This is a genomic window from Pseudomonas sp. P8_241 (assembly GCF_034008315.1).
In the GTDB taxonomy this organism is placed as follows: Bacteria; Pseudomonadota; Gammaproteobacteria; order Pseudomonadales; family Pseudomonadaceae; genus Aquipseudomonas.
This window is the reverse complement of the sequence record NZ_CP125377.1, coordinates 6,205,792-6,225,332: the sequence shown is the minus strand read 5'-3', so window position 1 is coordinate 6,225,332 and position 19,541 is coordinate 6,205,792. Positions and strand designations below refer to the sequence as shown.

Genomic DNA, 19,541 nt, shown 5'->3' with positions numbered 1-19,541 from the left:
GGCCGAACCCGTTGAGCGGGCCATTATACAGACCCTGCTGATCGAGACTGACTGGAGTTCTTCATGCTGCGTGGCTTTTTGATGCTGGCTGCTTTTTTCGGCTTCACCGGTGTCGGTCTTGGGGCGTTTGCCGCTCATGGCTTGAAAAACCGCCTGAGCGCCGAGTACCTGGCGATTTTTCATACCGGTGTCACCTATCAGTTGGTGCACACCCTGGCGTTGTTGGGCGTCGCCTTGCTGGCCACGCAGGTCCCCGGGCGTCTTGTGACCTGGGCGGGCGCATCCTTTGCTATTGGCATCTTGTTGTTCTCCGGCAGCCTGTATCTGTTGACGCTGACCGGTGTCAGCAAACTTGGGATCATCACGCCATTCGGCGGTCTGGCGTTTCTGGTGGGCTGGTTTTGCCTTGGGTTGGCCGCCTGGCGCCTGACCTGAACTTTATCGCTTGACCTGGCCCTGTAGGAGCTGCCGCAGGCTGCGATCCTTTGATTCTAAAAATCAAAGTCAAAAGATCGCAGCCTGCGGCAGCTCCTACAGGATTGCATTTCAAGACGAATGGCTTGGGTCAGTCTGACTGATCGGGCTAGAATGCCTGCCCCTAAAAATGATGGCGGCATTCGGCATGCGCATTCAGTTGAACGGCGAATCCTTTGAACTGCCCGACGGTGAAACCGTTGCGGCCCTGCTGGCCCGTCTGGACCTGACCGGTCGCCGGGTGGCGGTCGAACTCAATCTGGATATCGTCCCGCGCAGTCAGCATGCAGACACCGCGTTGAACGACGGCGACAACGTCGAAGTCGTCCACGCCATTGGTGGCGGCTAGCCGTCCGGCCCGCAGGCCGACAGAATTCTGCAAGTACCTCACCCCTACAGAGGATTTCCCATGAGCATCGTTCGTAGCGACAAGCCTTTCGTCCTGGCCGGTCGTACTTACCAGTCGCGTTTGCTGGTCGGTACCGGCAAGTACCGTGACATGGAAGAAACCCGCCTGGCCATCGAAGCCTCGGGTGCCGAGATCGTGACCTTCGCCGTGCGCCGCACCAACCTTGGCCAGATCGAGGGCGAGCCGAACCTGCTCGAAGTACTGTCGCCTGATCGCTACACTTTCCTGCCGAACACTGCCGGATGCTACGACGCCGTCGAAGCTGTGCGCACTTGCCGCCTGGCCCGTGAGCTGCTTGATGGCCACAACCTGGTGAAGCTGGAAGTGCTGGCCGACCAGAAAACCCTGTTCCCCAACGTGATTGAAACCCTCAAGGCCGCCGAAACGCTGGTCAAGGAAGGTTTCGACGTGATGGTTTACACCAGTGATGATCCGATCATCGCTCGTCAATTGGCGGAAATCGGCTGCATCGCGGTGATGCCGCTGGCCGGTCTGATCGGTTCGGGCCTGGGCATCTGCAATCCGTACAACCTGCAAATCATCCTCGAAGAAGCCAGGATTCCAGTGCTGGTGGATGCGGGTGTCGGTACTGCATCCGACGCGACCATCGCAATGGAACTGGGCTGCGACGCTGTGCTGATGAACTCGGCCATCGCTCATGCCCAACAGCCAGTGATGATGGCCCAAGCCATGCAGCACGCCATCCTTGCTGGTCGTATGGCTTACCTCGCCGGCCGCATGCCGAAAAAACTCTATGCCAGCGCCTCTTCGCCGCTGGATGGTCTGATCAAGTAAGAGCTATTGATGACTGAATCGAACGACACGCCAATCCAGACGGAAGAAGGCGACGAGCGCCAACACCGCCGCATCAAGAGTTTCGTGATGCGCGCCGGGCGCATGACCGAAGGCCAACAGAAAGGCCTGGAGCAGGGCACGCCGCTGTTCGTGCTGCCGTTGGCCGACGCACCGGTGGACTATGACCAGGTGTTCGGTCGCTCGGCGCCGCGCTCGCTGGAAATCGGTTTCGGCATGGGCCACTCGCTGCTGGAAATGGCCGCCGCGTCGCCGGAGCAGGATTTCATCGGCGTGGAAGTTCACCGTCCGGGTGTCGGCGCGCTGCTCAATGGCGTGCTGACGCAAGGCCTGACCAACCTGCGGGTCTACGATTGCGATGCAATCGAAGTGCTCAATCGCTGCGTGGCCGATAACAGCCTTGATCGCCTGATGCTGTTTTTCCCGGACCCGTGGCACAAGAGCCGTCACCACAAGCGCCGTATCGTTCAGGCATCCTTCGCTGAGCTGGTGCGTAGCAAGTTGAAAGTAGGCGGCGTTTTGCACATGGCCACCGATTGGGAGCCATATGCCGAGTACATGCTGGAAGTGATGAACGTCGCGCCGGGTTACCGTAACCTCGCCGAAGACGGCAAGTGCGTGCCACGCCCGGCCGAGCGCCCGATCACCAAGTTCGAACGCCGTGGCGAACGTCTTGGGCATGGCGTGTGGGATTTGAAGTTCGAAAAACTGTCCTGAGCCGTAACGCTTCAAACCTGTAGGAGCCGGCTTGCTGGCGATGGTGTCAGCCCACATCGATGTGGCTGACCCGCCATCGCCAGCATGCCGGCTCCTACAGGTTTTTGGGCAACCCGAAATCAGCGACGGTCGGCTACGACGCCAATCAACACCAACACCACCAGCAACACCGGCGCCAGGCTGTAGTTGTTGAACTGGCTCAAGCCGCGCACGACCCAGGGCGTGGCGTAGATCAGCGCCGCACCGCTGCCGATCACGCACAGCAGGGCCATCATCGGTACGCGCAAGGCGCCAGCGATGCTGCCCAGGCGTTGCTCGACCCAGCCTTTGAAATCGGCACCGAACAGCACCAGCAGGCAGCCCACCAGGGCCAGGGCGATTTCCGAGAGGTTACTGCGGCTCCAGCGAGAAACAGTGGCGAGCAGGTCGAGTACCAAATCCATTCGATTTCCTTATGTCAGAAATTTCTGCAGCAAGTCGTTGAGGAAGAGTTGTCCGCGCTCGGTTGCCGCCAAACGTGACGGTTCGACCTGCAACAGGCCACTTTGTTCGGCTTCGCGACGCGCTTCGGCGAGGCTTTCCAGCGTCAGCCCGGTGCGCTCTGGATAAAGACGCGATTCGACGCCTTCAGTCAGACGCAGCGCGTTCATCAGAAATTCGAACGGCATTTCATCATTGGTCAGCGCTTTCTCACCTGCCTTGAAGCTTTTTGCCGGGTTCAGGTAATCCTTTGGCAAGCGCGTTTTCCAGGTGCGGACGATGCGCCCGTCCGGATGGCTGAGCTTGCCGTGAGCACCGGCACCGATACCGATGAAGTCGCCAAAACTCCAGTAATTGAGGTTATGCCGCGCCGGGCGTCCGGGTTGTGCGTAGGCCGAAACCTCGTATTGCGCGTAACCGTGTTCGGCCAGCAGCGCTTGCCCCGCTTCCTGAATGTCCCACAGCGTGTCGTCTTCCGGCAGCGTCGGGGGTTGGTTCCAGAACACGGTGTTCGGTTCCAGGGTCAGCTGATACCACGACAGATGCGTCGGTTTCAGGGCGATGGCGGTGCGCAGGTCGTTCAGAGCGTCGTCCAGGGATTGATCGGGCAAGCCATGCATCAGGTCCAGATTGAAATTATCGAACCCGGCCTGCCGTGCCATGCCGGCCGCGCGTATCGCTTCGTCACCGTTGTGAATCCGCCCCAGCGCCTGAAGTTTTTCCTGTTGGAAGCTCTGGATGCCGATCGACAGGCGATTGATCCCCAGTTTCCGGTACGCCACAAACTTGTCTTGTTCGAAAGTCCCCGGATTGGCTTCCAGCGTGATTTCGATATCGCTGGCAAACGGGATGCGCTGTTCGACGCCTTTGAGCAGGCGCCCCAATGCCTCGGCACTGAACAGGCTGGGCGTGCCGCCACCAAAGAAGACCGAACTCAACTCTCGGCCATAAACCGCGTGCAGATCCTGATCGAGATCCGCCAGCAGTGCATCGACGTACTCTTCTTCCGGCATTACAGGGCTGGCGGTGTGAGAGTTGAAGTCGCAATATGGGCATTTGCGTACGCACCACGGGATGTGGATGTACAGTGCGAGAGGTGGCAGCACGGGCAGGGCGGCCCGCGGCGATTGCGCATCGCCGCCGAAGATCAGCGGCGAAGCGGATGATTCAGGGGTCATTTCAAGCCCAGGCGCTGGCGCAGCAAATCCATTGCACGGGCGCGGTGGCTGATCTGGTTCTTGTCGCCTGGGCTCAACTCGGCGCTGGAGCAGTCGCGTTCCGGCACCCAGAACAGCGGGTCGTAGCCAAAACCGTGCTCGCCACTGGCGGCGGTCAGGATGCGCCCGTGCCACAGACCTTCGCAGAGGATCGGTAACGGATCATCAGCATGACGCACCAGCGCCAGAACGCAGACGAACTGCGCGCCGCGTTCGGCTTCAGGCACGTTTTTCAACACGTCGAGCAGTTTGGCGTTGTTCGCCGCATCGCCCTTGCCATCGGCATAACGCGCCGAATAGATACCCGGCGCACCGCCGAGGAAATCCACCGCCAGCCCGGAATCGTCGGCCAGTGCCGGCAGGCCGGAAATGCGTGCGGCATTACGCGCTTTGAGGATGGCGTTCTCGACGAACGACAGGCCGGTTTCTTCAGGCTCCACGCTGCTGAACTCGCCGATCGAGCGCAGTTGCACCGACTCGCCGAGCATGGCCTGGAGTTCTTTGAGTTTGCCGGCGTTATGGCTGGCCAATACGAGTTGCGTGAAGTTGATCATTGGCCGGGGAAGAGCTCTTGGTTGAAATTGATGGTGTTGATTTTGTCGCCGGTCTGCACCTTGATGTCGAAGGTACGGACTTCCTGCTGATCCACCGGGTATTGCGCGATGTAGTAGATCGCGCCTTGTTCGGTGATCTGTCTGAACTGCAGAGGAACACTCTGGCTGGTCAGGTCCTTGACCGAGCCGCTCACCTGGGCCATCAGCGGCTTGCCTTCCTTGATGACCGAAATATTGATCACGCCCTGGTTCTTGCTGCGGGTGAGTTCCGCTGCTTTGGCAATGTCCGGTGTCAGGAAGGTGGAGTTGAAGGTGTTGTAGTGCACCGTCACGTCGCCGAATGTTTCCTGGCGATCACCCTTGATCGCGTCCGCGGCGATGGCGCCGACGCTCAGGCAGGCAGTGAGTAGAAACAGCGCTAGACGACCCATGATCGTTCTCCTCGAAATGTGGTGGTTCAGACCGCGACCTTGTGGTCTGCAAGCCCCGGGCTGCTGACGCGGTAAATACCGATCTCACCTAACAGATTAGGCCAAAGCTTACTGGCCCACCCGTGTCGATGCTGTTGATCCACGGCAAGCCGATCAATGACCTTCGCTTCACGTTCGCGGCACAAGGCTTCAAAGTCGGCGAAGGTGCAGAAGTGGATGTTCGGCGTGTTGTACCAGGTGTACGGCAGAAACTCGGAAACCGGCATCCGTCCCTTGCTCGCCAGGTACCAGCGGCAGCGCCAGTGGCCGAAATTGGGGAAGGTGATGATGCACTGGCGGCCGACGCGCAGCATCTCGTCGAGGATCTTGTCCGGGTAGTGCACCGCTTGCAGCGCCTGGGTCATGACCACGACGTCAAAACTATTGCTGGCAAAGTTGCCCAGGCCTTTGTCGAGGTCCTGTTCGATGACGTTGATGCCCTTGGCCACGCACTCGGCGATGTTGTCCGCATCGTTTTCCAGGCCGTAGCCGGTCACTTGCTTGTTGTCGCGCAGCCAGGTCAGCAGCTCGCCGTCGCCGCAACCGAGGTCGAGCACGCGGCTGCCGGCGGGGATCCATTCCTGGATGATTTCCAGATCAGCTCTCATGGCTATCTCACAACGTAATGCGGTTCATGTAATTGCCGAATGCCTGCAAGTAACGCGGGATCGGAATCAGGAAGGCGTCGTGGCCTTGCGGCGCGTCGATTTCCAGATAACAGACGTCCTTGCGCGCAGCCATCAGCGCGTCCACCAGTTCCCGCGAGCGGGCAGGGGAGAAGCGCCAGTCGGTGGTAAACGACATCACGCAGAACTTGGCTGTGGCGTTTTCGAATGTTTTGGCCAGGTTATCGTCGAAGTTGGCCGCCGGATCGAAGTAGTCCAGGGCTTTGGTCATCAACAGATAAGTGTTGGCATCAAAACGCCCGGAGAACTCTTCGCCCTGATAGCGCAGGTAGCTTTCGACCTGGAACTCGACGCTGTGGAAGTCGTAGTTGAGCTTTTCGCTTTTGAGGCCGCGACCGAATTTCTCACCCATGGAATCGTCGGACAGGTACGTGATGTGTCCGACCATCCGTGCGAGCATCAGTCCGCGTTTGGGGATGACGTTGTGTTCCTGGAACGAACCGCCGTGGAATTCAGGGTCTGTGAGGATCGCCTGGCGGGCCACTTCGTTGAAGGCGATGTTCTGTGCCGACAGTTTGGGTGCCGAGGCGATGGCCAGGCAATGGCGGATGCGGTCAGGGTAGGTGATGCTCCACTGCATCGCCTGCATGCCACCGAGGCTGCCGCCGATTACGGCCGCAAACCGGGCGATGCCCAGTCGATCCGCCAGACGCGCCTGGCTGTGCACCCAATCCTCGACGGTCAAGACGGGGAAGTCAGCGCCGAACGGCTTGCCGGTGTCAGGATTGATGCTGCTCGGGCCGGTCGAACCGTTGCAGCCACCCAGGTTGTTCAGGCTGACCACGAAGAACTTGCTGGTATCGATCGGTTTGCCCGGGCCGATGCAGCTGTCCCACCAACCGGGTTTTCGGTCGTCGACACTGTGATAACCGGCGGCGTGGTGGTGGCCTGACAAGGCGTGACAGATCAGTACGGCGTTGCTCGCCGCGGCGTTCAGCGTGCCGTAGGTTTCGTAGATCAGGTCATAGGCTGGAAGCGAGCGACCGCAGGCCAACGCCAAGGGTTCGCTGAAGTGCGCCGTTTGCGGCGTCACCAGACCAACAGAATCGGGGGGGAAGGCAGCTGGCATCGACCCTGCTCTCATTGAAATGAGGCGTAAGTCTAAAGACCGCTGGGGTTAGCGGCAAGCAACGATCGGGCCTGAATGTTCCCTGTAGGACCGAGGTGTGGCCATCGCGAGCGAGCTCGCTCCTACAGGGGGAATGCATTCCAATGTAGGAGCGAGCTTGCTAGCGATGAACGATGACACGATCAGATCAGAAGGCGCAGGATTTCCGGCATCATCGTCATGGCGGCGAGGTTGTTGATCACCAGCATGTCGATCAGCTTGAGTGCCAGGAACGCGAAGATCGGCGACAGATCCAGGCCGCCCAGGTTGGGCAGAATCTTGCGGAACGGCGCCAGGGCCGGTTCGCAGATGTCGTTGACCAGCTCAGCGCCCGGATTATGGCTGCCTGGCGCGACCCAGGAGAGGATCACGCTGATGATCAGGGCGAAGAAGAATATCTTCAGGAACAGCGCGGTCACGCCGATGAGCGACCAGATCAGCAGTTGCAACGGGTTGCCGGTGGTGCCGTAGGTCAGCAGCAGGGTCAGGGCCATCAGCGCCAGTTGCACCAGAATCGCCAGCACCAGGGAGGACATGTCCAGGCCGAACATGCTCGGGATAATCCGGCGCAGTGGCTTGAGCAGCGGCTGGGTCGCCTTCACGGCGAACTGGCAGAGCGGGTTATAGAAGTTTGCGCGCACCAGTTGCAGCACGAAACGCAACAACACGATCAGCAGGTACAGGCTGCCGAGGGTTTGCAGCACGTAAACCGCTGCGGTGTTCAATCCAATCATGAAAAGCTCCTTAGTTGCCCAGTTGTTCGGCCATCTCGGCCGAGCGGTGCGCGGCGGCGCCGAGTGCTTTTTCGACCAGGGCTTCGAAACCGTTGGCCTGGAACGACTTGATGGCGGCTTCGGTTGTGCCCGCAGGTGAAGTCACGCGGCGGCGCAGTTCGGCGGCGTCGACGTCGCTTGCGACTGCCATGTGTGCGGCACCCAGTGCGGTTTGCAAGGTGAGCTGCGCCGCGATGTCTGCTGGCAGGCCAAGTTTTACCCCGGCAGCGGTCATGGCTTCGATCAGCAGGAAAAAGTACGCCGGACCCGAACCCGAAACGGCGGTGACGGCGTCCAGTTGCTGCTCCTCATCCAGCCACAGGGCGATGCCGACTGCGGACAGCAGTTCTTGAGCCTGCTGCCGCTGCTCGGCAGTCACTTCGGCGGTAGCGAACAAACCACTCACACCCTGGCGCAAGAGGGCTGGGGTATTTGGCATGCAGCGCACGATGGGCTGGGCACCGAGCCAGTTGTTCATGCTGGCACAGGTAATACCGGCGGCAATCGATACCACCAGCTGACCTGGTTTGAGGCTTTGGCGAATGGTTTCGCAGACGGTTTTCATCGCCTGGGGTTTTACCGCCAGCACGACCACGTCGGCGCCTTCGATGGCCTGGGCGTTGTCGGCAAAGGTTTCGATGCCATGCTCGGCGCTCACGCGGGCGCGAGTCTCCTCGCCCGGATCGCTGGCGCGGATCTGCGCGGCATCCAGACCCTTGGCCCGCAGGCCGCCGATCAGGCTGGCGGCCATGTTGCCGGCACCGATAAAGGCAATACGCGTCTTGCTCATGTCAGGTCCTTATAAAAGAAGAGAAGCGGCCATGGGTTATGACCGATCGTAATCACGGGCGCCAAACAGGGCGGTACCAATCCGCACCCAGGTAGCGCCTTGGGCGATGGCCGACTCCAGGTCGTGGCTCATGCCCATGGAAAGTGTGTCTAGAGGCAGGTTCAGGCTGTCTTTCAGGCTTTGTACGGCAGCAAAAGCAGCATCCTGCGCGGCGCGATCTTCAGTCGGCTCGGGAATCGCCATCAGTCCACGCAACTTCAGGTGCGGCAAGGCGTTGATGGCGTTGGCCAAGGCTGGAAGGTCGGCCGCAGTGCAGCCGGATTTGCTGGCCTCACCGCTGACGTTGACCTGAATGCAGATATTCAGGGGCGGCAAATCGGCAGGGCGTTGTTCGGACAGGCGTTGTGCGATTTTCAGACGATCCACGGAGTGCACCCAGTCGAAATGCTCGGCGATAGCGCGAGTCTTGTTCGATTGAATGGGGCCGATGAAGTGCCAGATCAAGGGCAGGTCGGCCAGTTCAAGCTGCTTGCCCAGTGCCTCTTGCAGGTAGTTTTCGCCAAAATCACGCAGGCCGGCGGCATACGCTTCGCGCAGGGCTTCGGCGGGTTTGGTCTTGCTCACGGCCAGCAACTGGACGCTGTTTTCGGCACGTTTGGCAGCAAGTGATGCGGCATGTATGCGCGAACTAACCTGGAGAATGTTGTCTGCTATGGTGGACATCAATAAGCGCCAGCGGTCTGAAGGTTCGCGGCATTCTACTGGAATTGAGGGGCGCAATGGATATCACTGAGCTGCTGGCGTTCAGCGCCAGACAGGGCGCGTCCGACCTGCACTTGTCTGCCGGTCTGCCGCCGATGATTCGGGTGGACGGCGATGTGCGGCGCATCAATCTGCCCGCCATGGACCACAAGCAGGTGCTGGCGCTGATCCATGCCATCATGAGCGATACCCAGAAGGAGGACTTCGAGGCGCATCTGGAAACCGACTTTTCGTTCGAAATCCCCGGTGTGGCTCGTTTTCGGGTCAATGCGTTCAACCAAAACCGGGGCGCAGGTGCGGTGTTCCGCACCATTCCCTCGAAAGTGCAAAGCATGGAAGAGCTGGGCATGGGCGAAGTGTTTCGAAAAATGACTGATGCGCCGCGGGGCCTGGTGTTGGTGACCGGCCCGACCGGGTCTGGCAAGTCCACCACGCTGGCGGCGATGATCGATTACCTCAACACCCACCGCCATCACCACATCCTTACCATCGAAGACCCTGTCGAATTCGTGCACGAGCCGCGTAAATGCCTGATCAATCAGCGCGAGGTGCACCGTGACACCCGCAGTTTCGCCACGGCTCTGCGCTCGGCGTTGCGCGAAGACCCGGACGTGATTCTGGTGGGGGAGATGCGTGACCTGGAAACCATTCGCCTGGCGTTGACGGCCGCCGAAACCGGCCACCTTGTGTTCGGCACGCTGCACACCACATCGGCGGCGAAAACGATCGACCGGGTGGTGGACGTGTTTCCAGGTGACGAGAAGGCGATGGTGCGTTCGATGCTCTCTGAATCGCTAGTGGCGGTGGTATCGCAGGCGCTGGTCAAGAAGGTTGGCGGCGGGCGCATTGCCGCGCACGAGATCATGCTGGGGACGTCGGCGATCCGGAATTTGATCCGCGAGAACAAGGTGGCGCAGATGTATTCATCTATTCAGGCGGGCGGGTCGCTGGGGATGCAGACGCTGGATATGAGCTTGAAGGATTTGGTGGGCAGGGGGTTGATCAGTCGCGAGCATGCGCGGGAGAAGGCGCGGTCACCGGATGGTTTTTGATAATGCTGACAGCAAAAGATCGCAGCTCCGGCAGCTCCTACAGGGAAATACGAACCCTGCGTAGGAGCTGCCGAAGGCTGCGATCTTTTGCTCTTGCCGCCAATCAGCGCTGAACAACCCGCAACGCGTTCTGTTCTTTTGGCAGTACACGTTTGGCAACGACGTAGTGTTTTTCCCAGTACGGTTTCTTCAAGGTGTCGATGGAAACCGACTTGCCGCGGCGCGGTGCGTGGATGAAGCGGTCGTTGCCCAGGTAGATGGCTACGTGGTTGACTCGACGGCTCTTGATGTTGAAGAAAATCAGGTCGCCGGGTTTCAGGTCTTCGCGATCGACTTTCTCCCCATGACCGCTGGCCATGGCATTGGAAGTGCGTGGCAGGTCAAAGGTGGCGTCGTTGAACGCGTATTTTACCAGGCCGCTGCAATCGAAGCCTTTGCTCGGGCTGCTACCGCCCCAGCGGTACGGTGTACCCAGGACGTTTACGGCGCGGCTCAGCACGTTGCTGCTTTCCTTGGATGCCATAGGTGGCACCAGGCTGCTTTTGCTGGTCAACTCTGGAGCGTTTTTGACCGATTTATTGCTTTTGCTGGATGGAGCAGAAGCGTGGGATTTTGGGGTGTAACCATTAACGTTTGGAAGACGTTGCTCACGATTGGTGGCGTGGGCGGCCAGTGGCATCAAAAGGCAAATGGTTAGCCATGTCTTTAAAAATGAACGCATTAGGCAGGGCTCGAATAGGTGAACGCGCAACTTTATAACAGCTTTTTTTGTGCTTCCGAGGCCGTTGGTCGATTCAGCTTTTGTTCGGTGGAACTAAAAAAGCGTCTTTTAGAAGCAATTGTCGGACAGAAGTCAGGCTCTATAAGGCTTTGGCGGGAAGGACCATAGCACTTGCCGTACGTCGGGTGCCTGTAAAAAAGTCACAAAGAATTCAACAATATTTATCTATCGTGTGAAACGAGGTTATCCATGAACCCCTATCAACAAGCTGTCCAACAGCAAGACACCCACAGCAAAGTCATCGGTTATTTGCTGTGGGTTTTCGGCTTTACCGGCGCTCACCGCTTCTATTACGGCAAGCCGGTGACCGGGACGATCTGGTTCTTCACCTTTGGGTTGCTGGGGATTGGCTGGCTCATCGACCTCTTCCTGATCCCGGCGATGGATCGTGAGGCTGATCTGCGTTTTACCGCAGGGCCGATCGAGTACAACGTGGCGTGGATTCTGCTGACGTTCCTCGGCGTATTCGGCGTGCACCGGATGTATCAGGGGAAATGGATCAGCGGGCTGCTGTACCTGGTGACGGGCGGGTTGTTCTTTCTGGGGGTGCTGTATGACTTCTGGACGCTGAATGATCAGGTTTCGGTGCGTAACGCCCAGAGCCGATAAGCGAAGATCAAAAAGATCGCAGCCTGCGGCAGCTCCTACACGGGAATATGCGTTTCCCCGTAGGAGCTGCCGCAGGCTGCGATCTTTTTGTTTTTACGCCTGGTGGCTGATCCGTCCGTCCACCAGGGTATAGCGCACCACGCCCGGCAGGCTGTGGCCAATGAACGGGCAGTTCTCGCCCTTCGACAGCCAGGTTTCACCCGCGACGGTCGAAGCTGCAGGGTCGAACAGCACGATGTCCGCCGCACCTCCCACTGCCAGTTTGCCCGCCGGCAGCCGCAAGGCCTCGGCAGGACCGGCGCTGAGGCGTGCCAGTAGCGTCGGCAAATCCAGCAAGCCGTCTTCCACCAGCGTCATCGCCAGGGGCAGGAGCAATTCAACACTGCTGATGCCCGGTTCGGTCGCGCCGAACGGTGCCAGTTTGGCGTCGCGTTCGTGGGGTTGGTGATGACTGGAAATGGCCGAGATCACCCCCGACTTTACGGCAGCACGCAGGCCGTCGCGGTCGGCGCGGGTGCGCAGCGGTGGCTGCACGTGATACAGGCTGCTGAAGTCGATCAAGGCTTCGTCGGTCAGAATCAGCTGATACAGCGCTACGTCTGCTGTGACTTTCAGCCCGCGAGCCTGAGCCTGGGCAATCAATTCCACGCCACGGGCACTGGTGAGCTGGCTGAAGTGCGCACGCACGCCACTTTGCTCAACCAGCAGCAGGTCCCGGGCCAGGGCCACGGTTTCGGCGCTTTCCGGAATGCCCGGCAGGCCAAGGAAGCTCGCGGTCGGGCCTTCGTGGGCGAGTCCGCCCTCGGCGAGGTCGTGATCCTGGGAATTGAAAATTACCGTCAGATCGAAGGTGGCCGCGTATTCCAGGGCCCGGCACAGGGTGCGGGTGTTGCGGAAGCTTTCCAGGCCGTTGCCGAAGGCTACGCAGCCGGCATCGCGCAGGGCGACCAGTTCAGCCAGTTGTTCGCCGTCCAGGCCTTTGCTCAGGGCACCGATCGGGAAAACTTTGGTGTTGCCGGCTTCGCGTGCCCGATCAAGGATCAGTTCGGCCACGGCCGAGGTGTCCAGCACCGGTTTGGTTTTTGGCGGGCAGCACAGGCTGGTGACGCCACCGGCCGCGGCGGCGCGGGTTTCGCTGACAATCGAGCCTTTACGGCTGTAGCCTGGCTCGCGCAGGGCGACGTTAAGGTCGACCAGGCCAGGCGCGGCCACCAGACTTTGGGCGTCAAGGGTGTCGACGGCGACAAAACCGGCCGGTGCGGCGCCAAGGGCGACGATCTTGCAGGCTTCGATATGGATGTCGGTAACTTGATCCAGGCCGCTGCTTGGATCGATGACGCGTGCGCCGAGAATGCTGAGCTTCACTGGGCGTTCTCCTGCTCGAATTGACGTTGCGCAGTCTGCCCGCTCATGGCCATGGACAGCACGGCCATACGAATCGCGATGCCGTAGGTCACCTGGTTGAGGATCACCGAGTGCGGGCCATCGGCCACCGCCGACTCAATCTCCACCCCACGGTTTATCGGCCCCGGGTGCATGACGATGCAATCGGGCTTGGCCCCGGCCAGGCGCGCGGTGGTCAGGCCAAACAGGCGGTAGAACTCGCCTTCACTCGGCAGCAGGCCACCGGTCATGCGCTCGCGTTGCAGACGCAGCATGATCACCACGTCGACGTCTTTCAGGCCTTCGGCCATGTCGGTGTAAACCTTCACGCCGTATTGCTCGATGCCGATCGGCAACAGGGTTTTCGGCGCGATTACGCGGATATCCGGGCAGCCGAGGGTTTTGAGCGCCAGCATGTTCGAGCGAGCCACCCGCGAGTGCAGGATGTCGCCGACGATGGCCACCGAAAGGTTTTCGAAGCCGCCCTTGTGTCGGCGGATGGTGAGCATGTCGAGCATGCCCTGGGTCGGGTGTGCGTGTCGGCCGTCGCCGCCGTTGATGATCGCCACTTGCGGGCACACATGCTCGGCGATGAAGTGCGCGGCACCGGAGTCGCCGTGGCGCACGACGAACATATCGGCGGCCATGGCTTCGAGGTTGCGCAGGGTATCGAGCAAGGTTTCACCCTTGCTCGCCGATGATGTCGATACGTTCAGGGTAATCACGTCCGCCGACAGGCGCTGGGCCGCCAGTTCGAAGGTGGTGCGGGTGCGGGTCGAGTTCTCGAAGAACACGTTGCACACGGTCTTGCCGCGCAACAACGGGACTTTTTTCACCGCCCGGGCGCCGACTTCCAGGAAGGAGTCGGCGGTGTCGAGGATTTCCGTCAACAGCTCGCGGCGCAAACCGTCGAGCGAGAGGAAGTGACGCAGCTGGCCCTGATCATTGAGCTGCAGCGGGCGCTTGGTTTCTAGAGGCGTCATCGCGAGGGGGACTCTCAATAGGGCGAATTAAAGGGCGAGGTCTTGCAGTTCGAGCGCAAGCTCCGGACCGGACAGCTTCACGCGCTCGTGGGCGGCCAGCGACAGGGTCGCGCCGACCACGTTCGGGCGGATCGGCAGTTCGCCGGCATCCAGGTCCAGCAGGCAGACCAGCGTCACGCTGGCCGGGCGGCCGTAGTCGAACAGTTCGTTCATGGCGGCGCGGATGGTCCGGCCGCTCATCAGCACGTCGTCGATCAGCACCAGGTGCTGGCCTTCGATCTCGAACGGCAGCGCCGAAGGGCGCACCTGCGGATGCAGGCCGTTCTGGCTGAAGTCATCGCGATAGAAGGAAACATCCAGGGTGCCGAGAGGCTCGTCGTTGCCCAATTCCTTGAGCAAGGCCTGGGCGACCCAGACGCCGCCGGTACGAATGCCGATGAAACGCGGCTCGCTGATGCCACGGTGTTCCAGGTGGGCCTTGAGGCGCGTGGCCATCTGGCTGATCAGTTCGGCGGGATTGGGCAGGCTCATGGTTGCTCCTTCTTGGGCCCGAGCCGGTGCTGCTTCAACGGCAGGCTCGGGTTGTAGCTAAGGGAGGCGTATTAACGACTCGTCAGGATTCGAACAATGCAGTGTTTTCGTCGAGCCAGCCTTGCAGCAGCAGGGCCGCGGCGATGGCATCGACCGGGTTGTCGCGGTAGCTGCCCTTTTGTCCGCCGCGATCGCGGCGCTCACCTTTGGCTTCAAAGGTCGTCAGGCGTTCATCGTGGGTGTAGAAGGGCAGGTTGAAACGGCCGTTCAGGCGACGGGCGAATTTTTCCGCTCGCAGGCACATGTCGCTCGGCGTGCCGTCCATGTTCAGGGGCAGGCCGACCACCACGGCGTCAGGTTTCCACTCTTTAATGAGGGCTTCGACCTGGTTCCAGTCGGGGATGCCGTTCTGTGCTTTGAGGGTGCACAGCTCGCGGGCCTGGCCGGTGATCACCTGGCCGACCGCAACGCCGATCTGTTTGGTGCCGTAGTCAAAACCCAGAATCAGCTTCAGGGCCATCAGGCGTGCCCCGCCTGGCTGGTGAGCAGGTTGAGATTGACGCCCAGGTGTTTGGCCGCCGCTTCCAGGCGCAACTCGCTGCTGGTGTTGAACAGGATGTCGGGGTCAAACGGGCAATTGAGCCAAGCGTTCTGCGCCAGCTCGACCTCCAGCTGCCCGGCTTCCCACCCGGCGTAACCGAGGGCGATCAGGCTTTTTGCCGGGCCCACGCCGTCAGCGATGGCGAACAGCACATCCTGGGAGGTCGATAGGGACAATTCGTCTTCCAGATCAACGGTTGCCTGGAAGCTCTGACCTTTCGGGTGCAAGACGAAGCCACGGTCAGTTTGAACCGGTCCACCGATGAAGATCGGCACATGCTGGCAGAGTGCTGGAGGTTCGATATCCGGGCGCAGTTGCTCAAGGATATCGGCCAGACTCAGTTCTTGCGGACGGTTGACCACCAGCCCCATGGCTCCATTGGCCGTGTGCTCGACGATGTAGGTCAAGGTGTGCGCAAAGTTCGGGTCGGCCATGTGTGGCATGGCGATCAGGAATTGATGCTTGAGGTAGCTGGGGCTGACGTTTTTCATGAGCGCTAGTGTGGCGTTCGAGGGGCAAACTGACAAGCTGGGGAGTGATGTTTGCTTGAGATTGGTCGCTGGTTCGCACGGTCAAACGGGTGTAACGCGGTCCTGCAGGAGCCGGCTTGCTGGCGAATGCGATTTCAAGGACGCCATCGCCAGCAAGCCGGCTCCTACAGGTCATAGGCCCGTCAGTTGCTGGACAGTCGATCGCCGCGGGCAAACTTCCAGGTGCGGATGATTTCCAGGCGATCGATGTCCGACAAATCGCCGGTAAACGGTGCAAAAGGCGCTGCCAGTCGCACAATGCGCTGCGCTGCCTGATCCAGCAGCGGTTGCCCGGAGGACTCCAGCACCAGCACTTCATACAACGAGCCATCGCGGTTGATCGACACCATCAGGCGCAGGTTGCCATAGATCTGCTTGCGCCGTGCCTCATCGGGATAGTTGAGGTTGCCGATGCGCTCGACTTTCTTGCGCCACTCGTCTTTGTACCAGGCGCCTTTGTCGCGCATGGTCGAGGCGGCGCTCAGGCGGTGGATGCGCGGGCGCTTGGCGTAAAGCTGCTGTTCTTTGGCCAGTTCCGCTTCAAGGCTGGCGATGTCGCTGGACAGCTGCTCGCTGTCGAACGTCGGCGCCTGGACCACGGGCTTGGCTTCAGTCTTGGGCTCTTCGGTCTTGGCCGGGGCTTTTTTCGGTTTTGGCGCGACGGTGGTCACGGCAGCCTTTGGCGGCGCTTGCTGCACTTCAGGCTTGGCGGCCGGTGGTGGCGTGACCTTCTGCACCTTGTTGTCCTGGAAGGGTGCGACCTCGGTGGTCTTGGGAATTGCCTTTTTATCCAGGGTGCCGCTGCCTTGCTGATTTTCCTGGGCGAGGAAATCGGCTTTCTCGGGCTTCTTTTCGCTCTTGAAGGTCGCGAGGGTGATTTCCAGGGTTTTGCTGATCTGCCTGGGCTCGACCACTGCAAACCCGACGCCCAGCAACAGCGCCAAGTGGATCAGCGCCGCGAGGAACAGGGTAAAACCGAGGCGATCGGCCGGGCGCACGCCACGGTGGGCGAGTTCTGCAGGCAGATCGGACGGGAGTGTCATGACAAGGAAACCAGCATCGCGTTTTTCACAGGCCGGGCATGATAACGCAATGTTGGTTCTTCATCGGCTGTTCTATATCAACGCGCTTTGAGCTTCTGATCGATGGCATCCATCAGCATGCCGCCGATGTCGGTGCCAAACGCGTTATCAATCTCGCGAATGCAGGTCGGGCTGGTGACGTTGATCTCGGTCAGGTGCTCGCCGATCACGTCCAGGCCAACGAACAGCAGGCCTTTTTCACGCAGCGTCGGGCCAACTTGCGCGGCGATCCAGCGATCCTTGTCGGTCAGCGGGCGCGCTTCGCCACGGCCTCCGGCGGCCAGGTTGCCACGGGTTTCGCCTGCCGCGGGAATTCGCGCCAGGCAGTAATCCACCGGCTCGCCGTCGATCATCAGGATGCGTTTGTCGCCGTCCTTGATCGCCGGCAGGTAGGCCTGGCCCATGATTTGCTGGGCGCCGAGGGCGGTCAGGGTTTCGAGGATCACCGAAAGGTTCGGGTCGCCGGCGCGATGACGGAAGATCGACGTGCCGCCCATGCCGTCCAGCGGCTTGAGGATCACATCGCCGTGTTTGGCGGCGAATTCACGCAGCACATCGGCACGGCGGCTGACCACGGTCGGCGGCGTGCATTGCGGGAACAGCGTGGCAAACAGCTTCTCGTTGCAGTCACGCAGGCTTTGCGGCTTGTTGACGACCAGCACGCCGGCGCGCTCGGCCTGCTCCAGCAAGTAGGTAGAGTAAACGAACTCCATGTCGAACGGCGGATCCTTACGCATCAGGATCACGTCCAGATCGCTCAGCAGCGCGTCGCTTTCGGTGCCCAGTTCGAACCATTTTTCCGGATTGGCGAACACCTGCAACGGACGCATACGCGCCCGGGCCTGGCCTTCGCCCTGGTACAGGTCGCGCTGCTCCATATAGAACAGTTCCCAGCCACGCTTCTGCGCGGCCAGCAGCATGGCCAGCGAGCTATCCTTTTTATAGGAGATGCTGGCGATAGGGTCCATGACAATCCCGACGCGAACGCTCATTGGGTTTTCCTCGAAATTTGGGGGAGCGAGAACCGCTTTTCTGTAGGAGCGAGCATGCTCGCGATGAACTCAAGAACCCCGCGGGGTGTCAGGTTTCGCGCGTCATCGTTGACGTCCATCGCGAGCATGCTCGCTCCTACAGTTAATAGAAGCAGTGCCGTATAAAAGTGGCGTCAGAGTGGCGCTGAGTGTGTTCCCGGTCAAGGAAAAACCACCTTGAGGGTCGGCCGATAGATTGGCACTGGAGACTGTGCTAAAAAGACTGCCGAGTGGTACTGGCCCTTGAGTATCAAGGGTTTCGAGCCGCGTTAGCCGGCAAACGGACAATTTGTTTCGCAAAGGCGACGGTAGAGCATTTTATGGAACAGCAACCCAACGCCTTGAAGGTCATGGTGATCGACGATTCGAAGACGATTCGTCGCACCGCCGAAACGCTGCTCAAGAATGTGGGTTGTGAGGTCATCACGGCCATCGACGGTTTCGATGCCCTGGCCAAGATTGTCGATAACCACCCCGGCATCATCTTTGTCGACATCATGATGCCGCGCCTGGATGGCTACCAGACTTGCGCCCTGATCAAGAACAACAGCGCGTTCAAGTCCACGCCTGTGATTATGTTGTCGTCCAAGGACGGGCTGTTCGACAAGGCCAAGGGGCGCATCGTCGGCTCCGATCAGTTTTTGACCAAGCCATTCAGCAAGGAAGAATTGCTTGATGCGATCCAGGCCCACGTGCCTGGGTTCGCCGCCATATTGCCGTAGTAGGACATGCACAGTGATGCTCGGCCAACGGGTCCGGCGTCGACCAAAATGGGGAAGACCATGGCACGTATTCTGATCGTCGATGATTCGCCGACCGAAATGTACAAACTGACCGGCATGCTGGAAAAGCACGGTCATGAAGTGTTGAAAGCGGAAAACGGTGCCGACGGCGTCGCTCTGGCACGTCAGGAAAAACCCGACGCGGTCCTGATGGACATCGTCATGCCCGGCCTCAATGGTTTTCAGGCGACCCGTCAGCTGACCAAAGACCCGGACACCGGGCACATCCCGGTGATCATCATCACCACCAAGGATCAGGAAACCGACAAAGTCTGGGGTACACGCCAGGGGGCCAAGGATTACCTGACCAAGCCGGTCGATGAAGAAACCCTGATCAAGACCCTGAACAACGTGCTGGCCGGTTGATCGGGCGCCCATGAACGGATCGCTGACGGCTTTCGAACTGCTGCTGCAGATCGACCGACGCTGTCGTTTACTGGCGGCAGACTTGCCGTCCCAACCGACGCGACGGGACAGCTGGAGCGGCGTCGGTTTTCGCCTGGACGAGCACTGGTACGTGGCGCCCATGAGTGAAGTCAGCGAGGTGTTGCACGAACCGCGTGTCACTCAAGTGCCGGGCGTCAAACCCTGGGTCAAGGGTGTTGCCAATTTGCGTGGACGTTTGCTGCCGATCATGGATCTGGGCGGCTTCTTCGGGCACGAGGTGTCGGCAATGCGCGGGCAGCGTCGGGTGTTGGTGGTGGAGCATGACGACGTGTTTGCCGGGCTGATGGTCGATGAAGTCTTCGGCCTCCAGCACTTCGCCCAGGACAGCCTGGAGCCGGTTTCGGCGGATGATTTGCAAGGGCCGATGTCGACGTTTGTCAAAGGACGTTTCCAGCGTGAGCAATGCTGGCAGGTGTTCAGCCCGTTTGCGTTGGCGCGGTCCCAGGGATTCATGAACGTCGCGTTGTAGCTGCGAC

26 protein-coding genes are annotated in these 19,541 nt (G+C 60.2%); 9 read left to right on the top strand and 17 right to left on the bottom strand.

What is annotated here, in order from left to right; genetic code table 11:
- Positions 1-63 precede the first annotated feature (63 nt).
- From QMK58_RS28035 to trmB, 4 genes are all read left to right on the top strand, one after another.
- Complete coding sequence (locus QMK58_RS28035; protein WP_053163335.1) at positions 64-435, top strand: DUF423 domain-containing protein; 372 nt, start codon at positions 64-66, stop codon at positions 433-435.
- A 187-nt stretch (positions 436-622) separates the two neighbouring features.
- Positions 623-823 carry a sulfur carrier protein ThiS gene (gene thiS / locus QMK58_RS28030; RefSeq protein WP_053163830.1) on the top strand — a complete coding sequence of 67 codons (201 nt, stop codon included), beginning with the start codon at positions 623-625 and terminating at the stop codon, positions 821-823.
- 60 nt (positions 824-883) lie between these two features.
- A complete protein-coding gene (locus QMK58_RS28025; RefSeq protein ID WP_053163332.1) occupies positions 884-1,678 on the top strand; it encodes a thiazole synthase in 795 nt (264 codons plus the stop codon).
- A 9-nt stretch (positions 1,679-1,687) separates the two neighbouring features.
- Entirely contained in the window at positions 1,688-2,413 is a 726-nt protein-coding gene (trmB, locus tag QMK58_RS28020; RefSeq protein ID WP_320395692.1) for a tRNA (guanosine(46)-N7)-methyltransferase TrmB, read from the top strand.
- Between the two features lie 119 nt (positions 2,414-2,532).
- Here the strand turns inward: trmB and QMK58_RS28015 are convergent, their stop codons facing one another.
- The 9 genes from QMK58_RS28015 to QMK58_RS27975 form a co-directional block, all read right to left on the bottom strand.
- A complete protein-coding gene (locus QMK58_RS28015) occupies positions 2,533-2,856 on the bottom strand; it encodes a DUF3392 domain-containing protein (RefSeq protein WP_053163326.1) in 324 nt (107 codons plus the stop codon).
- Between the two features lie 9 nt (positions 2,857-2,865).
- Complete coding sequence (gene hemW / locus QMK58_RS28010) at positions 2,866-4,071, bottom strand: radical SAM family heme chaperone HemW (RefSeq protein ID WP_320395691.1); 1,206 nt, start codon at positions 4,069-4,071, stop codon at positions 2,866-2,868.
- Positions 4,068-4,664: an RdgB/HAM1 family non-canonical purine NTP pyrophosphatase gene (gene rdgB / locus QMK58_RS28005; RefSeq protein ID WP_053163320.1), complete on the bottom strand. Its 597-nt coding sequence runs from the start codon at positions 4,662-4,664 to the stop codon at positions 4,068-4,070. The genes hemW and rdgB overlap by 4 nt, the downstream gene beginning before the upstream one ends.
- Positions 4,661-5,095, bottom strand: a complete 435-nt coding sequence (locus tag QMK58_RS28000) for a DUF4426 domain-containing protein (protein WP_053163317.1) — start codon at positions 5,093-5,095, stop codon at positions 4,661-4,663. The genes rdgB and QMK58_RS28000 overlap by 4 nt, the downstream gene beginning before the upstream one ends.
- Positions 5,096-5,121: 26 nt before the next feature.
- Positions 5,122-5,742 carry a methionine biosynthesis protein MetW gene (gene metW / locus QMK58_RS27995; RefSeq protein ID WP_053163314.1) on the bottom strand — a complete coding sequence of 207 codons (621 nt, stop codon included), beginning with the start codon at positions 5,740-5,742 and terminating at the stop codon, positions 5,122-5,124.
- A gap of 7 nt (positions 5,743-5,749) precedes the next feature.
- Complete coding sequence (gene metX, locus QMK58_RS27990) at positions 5,750-6,889, bottom strand: homoserine O-succinyltransferase MetX (RefSeq protein ID WP_053163311.1); 1,140 nt, start codon at positions 6,887-6,889, stop codon at positions 5,750-5,752.
- A 182-nt stretch (positions 6,890-7,071) separates the two neighbouring features.
- Positions 7,072-7,662, bottom strand: a complete 591-nt coding sequence (locus tag QMK58_RS27985; RefSeq protein ID WP_053163308.1) for a YggT family protein — start codon at positions 7,660-7,662, stop codon at positions 7,072-7,074.
- Positions 7,663-7,672: 10 nt separating this feature from the next.
- On the bottom strand, positions 7,673-8,491 hold the full coding sequence (proC, locus tag QMK58_RS27980) for a pyrroline-5-carboxylate reductase (RefSeq protein ID WP_320395690.1): 819 nt from the start codon (positions 8,489-8,491) through the stop codon (positions 7,673-7,675).
- A gap of 36 nt (positions 8,492-8,527) precedes the next feature.
- Positions 8,528-9,214 (bottom strand): YggS family pyridoxal phosphate-dependent enzyme, encoded by a 687-nt coding sequence (locus QMK58_RS27975; RefSeq protein WP_053163301.1) that lies wholly within the window; start codon positions 9,212-9,214, stop codon positions 8,528-8,530.
- A gap of 56 nt (positions 9,215-9,270) precedes the next feature.
- Here QMK58_RS27975 and QMK58_RS27970 point away from each other — a divergent pair, with 56 nt between their 5' ends.
- A complete protein-coding gene (locus tag QMK58_RS27970) occupies positions 9,271-10,305 on the top strand; it encodes a type IV pilus twitching motility protein PilT (RefSeq protein WP_053163299.1) in 1,035 nt (344 codons plus the stop codon).
- Between the two features lie 103 nt (positions 10,306-10,408).
- Here the strand turns inward: QMK58_RS27970 and QMK58_RS27965 are convergent, their stop codons facing one another.
- The gene (locus QMK58_RS27965; RefSeq protein WP_053163296.1) at positions 10,409-11,026 is read right to left on the bottom strand and encodes a C40 family peptidase; all 618 of its coding nucleotides are present in this window, start codon (positions 11,024-11,026) and stop codon (positions 10,409-10,411) included.
- Positions 11,027-11,275: 249 nt separating this feature from the next.
- Here QMK58_RS27965 and QMK58_RS27960 point away from each other — a divergent pair, with 249 nt between their 5' ends.
- Entirely contained in the window at positions 11,276-11,695 is a 420-nt protein-coding gene (locus QMK58_RS27960) for a TM2 domain-containing protein (protein ID WP_320395689.1), read from the top strand.
- A 93-nt stretch (positions 11,696-11,788) separates the two neighbouring features.
- On the opposite strand, the gene QMK58_RS27955 is transcribed toward QMK58_RS27960, so the two are convergent.
- The 7 genes from QMK58_RS27955 to gshB all read right to left on the bottom strand — a co-directional run bounded on the left by QMK58_RS27955 (position 11,789) and on the right by gshB (position 17,797).
- Complete coding sequence (locus tag QMK58_RS27955; RefSeq protein WP_053163290.1) at positions 11,789-13,060, bottom strand: dihydroorotase; 1,272 nt, start codon at positions 13,058-13,060, stop codon at positions 11,789-11,791.
- Positions 13,057-14,061: an aspartate carbamoyltransferase catalytic subunit gene (locus QMK58_RS27950; protein ID WP_053163287.1), complete on the bottom strand. Its 1,005-nt coding sequence runs from the start codon at positions 14,059-14,061 to the stop codon at positions 13,057-13,059. Before QMK58_RS27950 ends, QMK58_RS27955 begins: the two co-directional genes overlap by 4 nt.
- 27 nt (positions 14,062-14,088) lie before the next feature.
- A complete protein-coding gene (gene pyrR, locus QMK58_RS27945; RefSeq protein WP_053163284.1) occupies positions 14,089-14,592 on the bottom strand; it encodes a bifunctional pyr operon transcriptional regulator/uracil phosphoribosyltransferase PyrR in 504 nt (167 codons plus the stop codon).
- 82 nt (positions 14,593-14,674) lie between these two features.
- Entirely contained in the window at positions 14,675-15,112 is a 438-nt protein-coding gene (ruvX, locus tag QMK58_RS27940) for a Holliday junction resolvase RuvX (RefSeq protein WP_053163281.1), read from the bottom strand.
- Positions 15,112-15,684 carry a YqgE/AlgH family protein gene (locus tag QMK58_RS27935; RefSeq protein WP_320395688.1) on the bottom strand — a complete coding sequence of 191 codons (573 nt, stop codon included), beginning with the start codon at positions 15,682-15,684 and terminating at the stop codon, positions 15,112-15,114. Before QMK58_RS27935 ends, ruvX begins: the two co-directional genes overlap by 1 nt.
- Positions 15,685-15,866: 182 nt before the next feature.
- Entirely contained in the window at positions 15,867-16,766 is a 900-nt protein-coding gene (locus QMK58_RS27930) for an energy transducer TonB (RefSeq protein ID WP_053163275.1), read from the bottom strand.
- A 77-nt stretch (positions 16,767-16,843) separates the two neighbouring features.
- Positions 16,844-17,797 (bottom strand): glutathione synthase, encoded by a 954-nt coding sequence (gshB, locus tag QMK58_RS27925; RefSeq protein WP_320395687.1) that lies wholly within the window; start codon positions 17,795-17,797, stop codon positions 16,844-16,846.
- 359 nt (positions 17,798-18,156) lie between these two features.
- On the opposite strand from gshB, the gene pilG reads away from it, so the two are divergent.
- The 3 genes from pilG to QMK58_RS27910 are packed head-to-tail and all read left to right on the top strand — an operon-like array spanning position 18,157 to position 19,534.
- Positions 18,157-18,558, top strand: a complete 402-nt coding sequence (gene pilG, locus QMK58_RS27920) for a twitching motility response regulator PilG (RefSeq protein WP_053163269.1) — start codon at positions 18,157-18,159, stop codon at positions 18,556-18,558.
- 60 nt (positions 18,559-18,618) lie between these two features.
- Positions 18,619-18,984 (top strand): twitching motility response regulator PilH, encoded by a 366-nt coding sequence (pilH, locus tag QMK58_RS27915; RefSeq protein ID WP_027926574.1) that lies wholly within the window; start codon positions 18,619-18,621, stop codon positions 18,982-18,984.
- Between the two features lie 10 nt (positions 18,985-18,994).
- Complete coding sequence (locus QMK58_RS27910; protein WP_053163266.1) at positions 18,995-19,534, top strand: chemotaxis protein CheW; 540 nt, start codon at positions 18,995-18,997, stop codon at positions 19,532-19,534.
- The last annotated feature ends 7 nt before the right edge of the window (positions 19,535-19,541 follow it).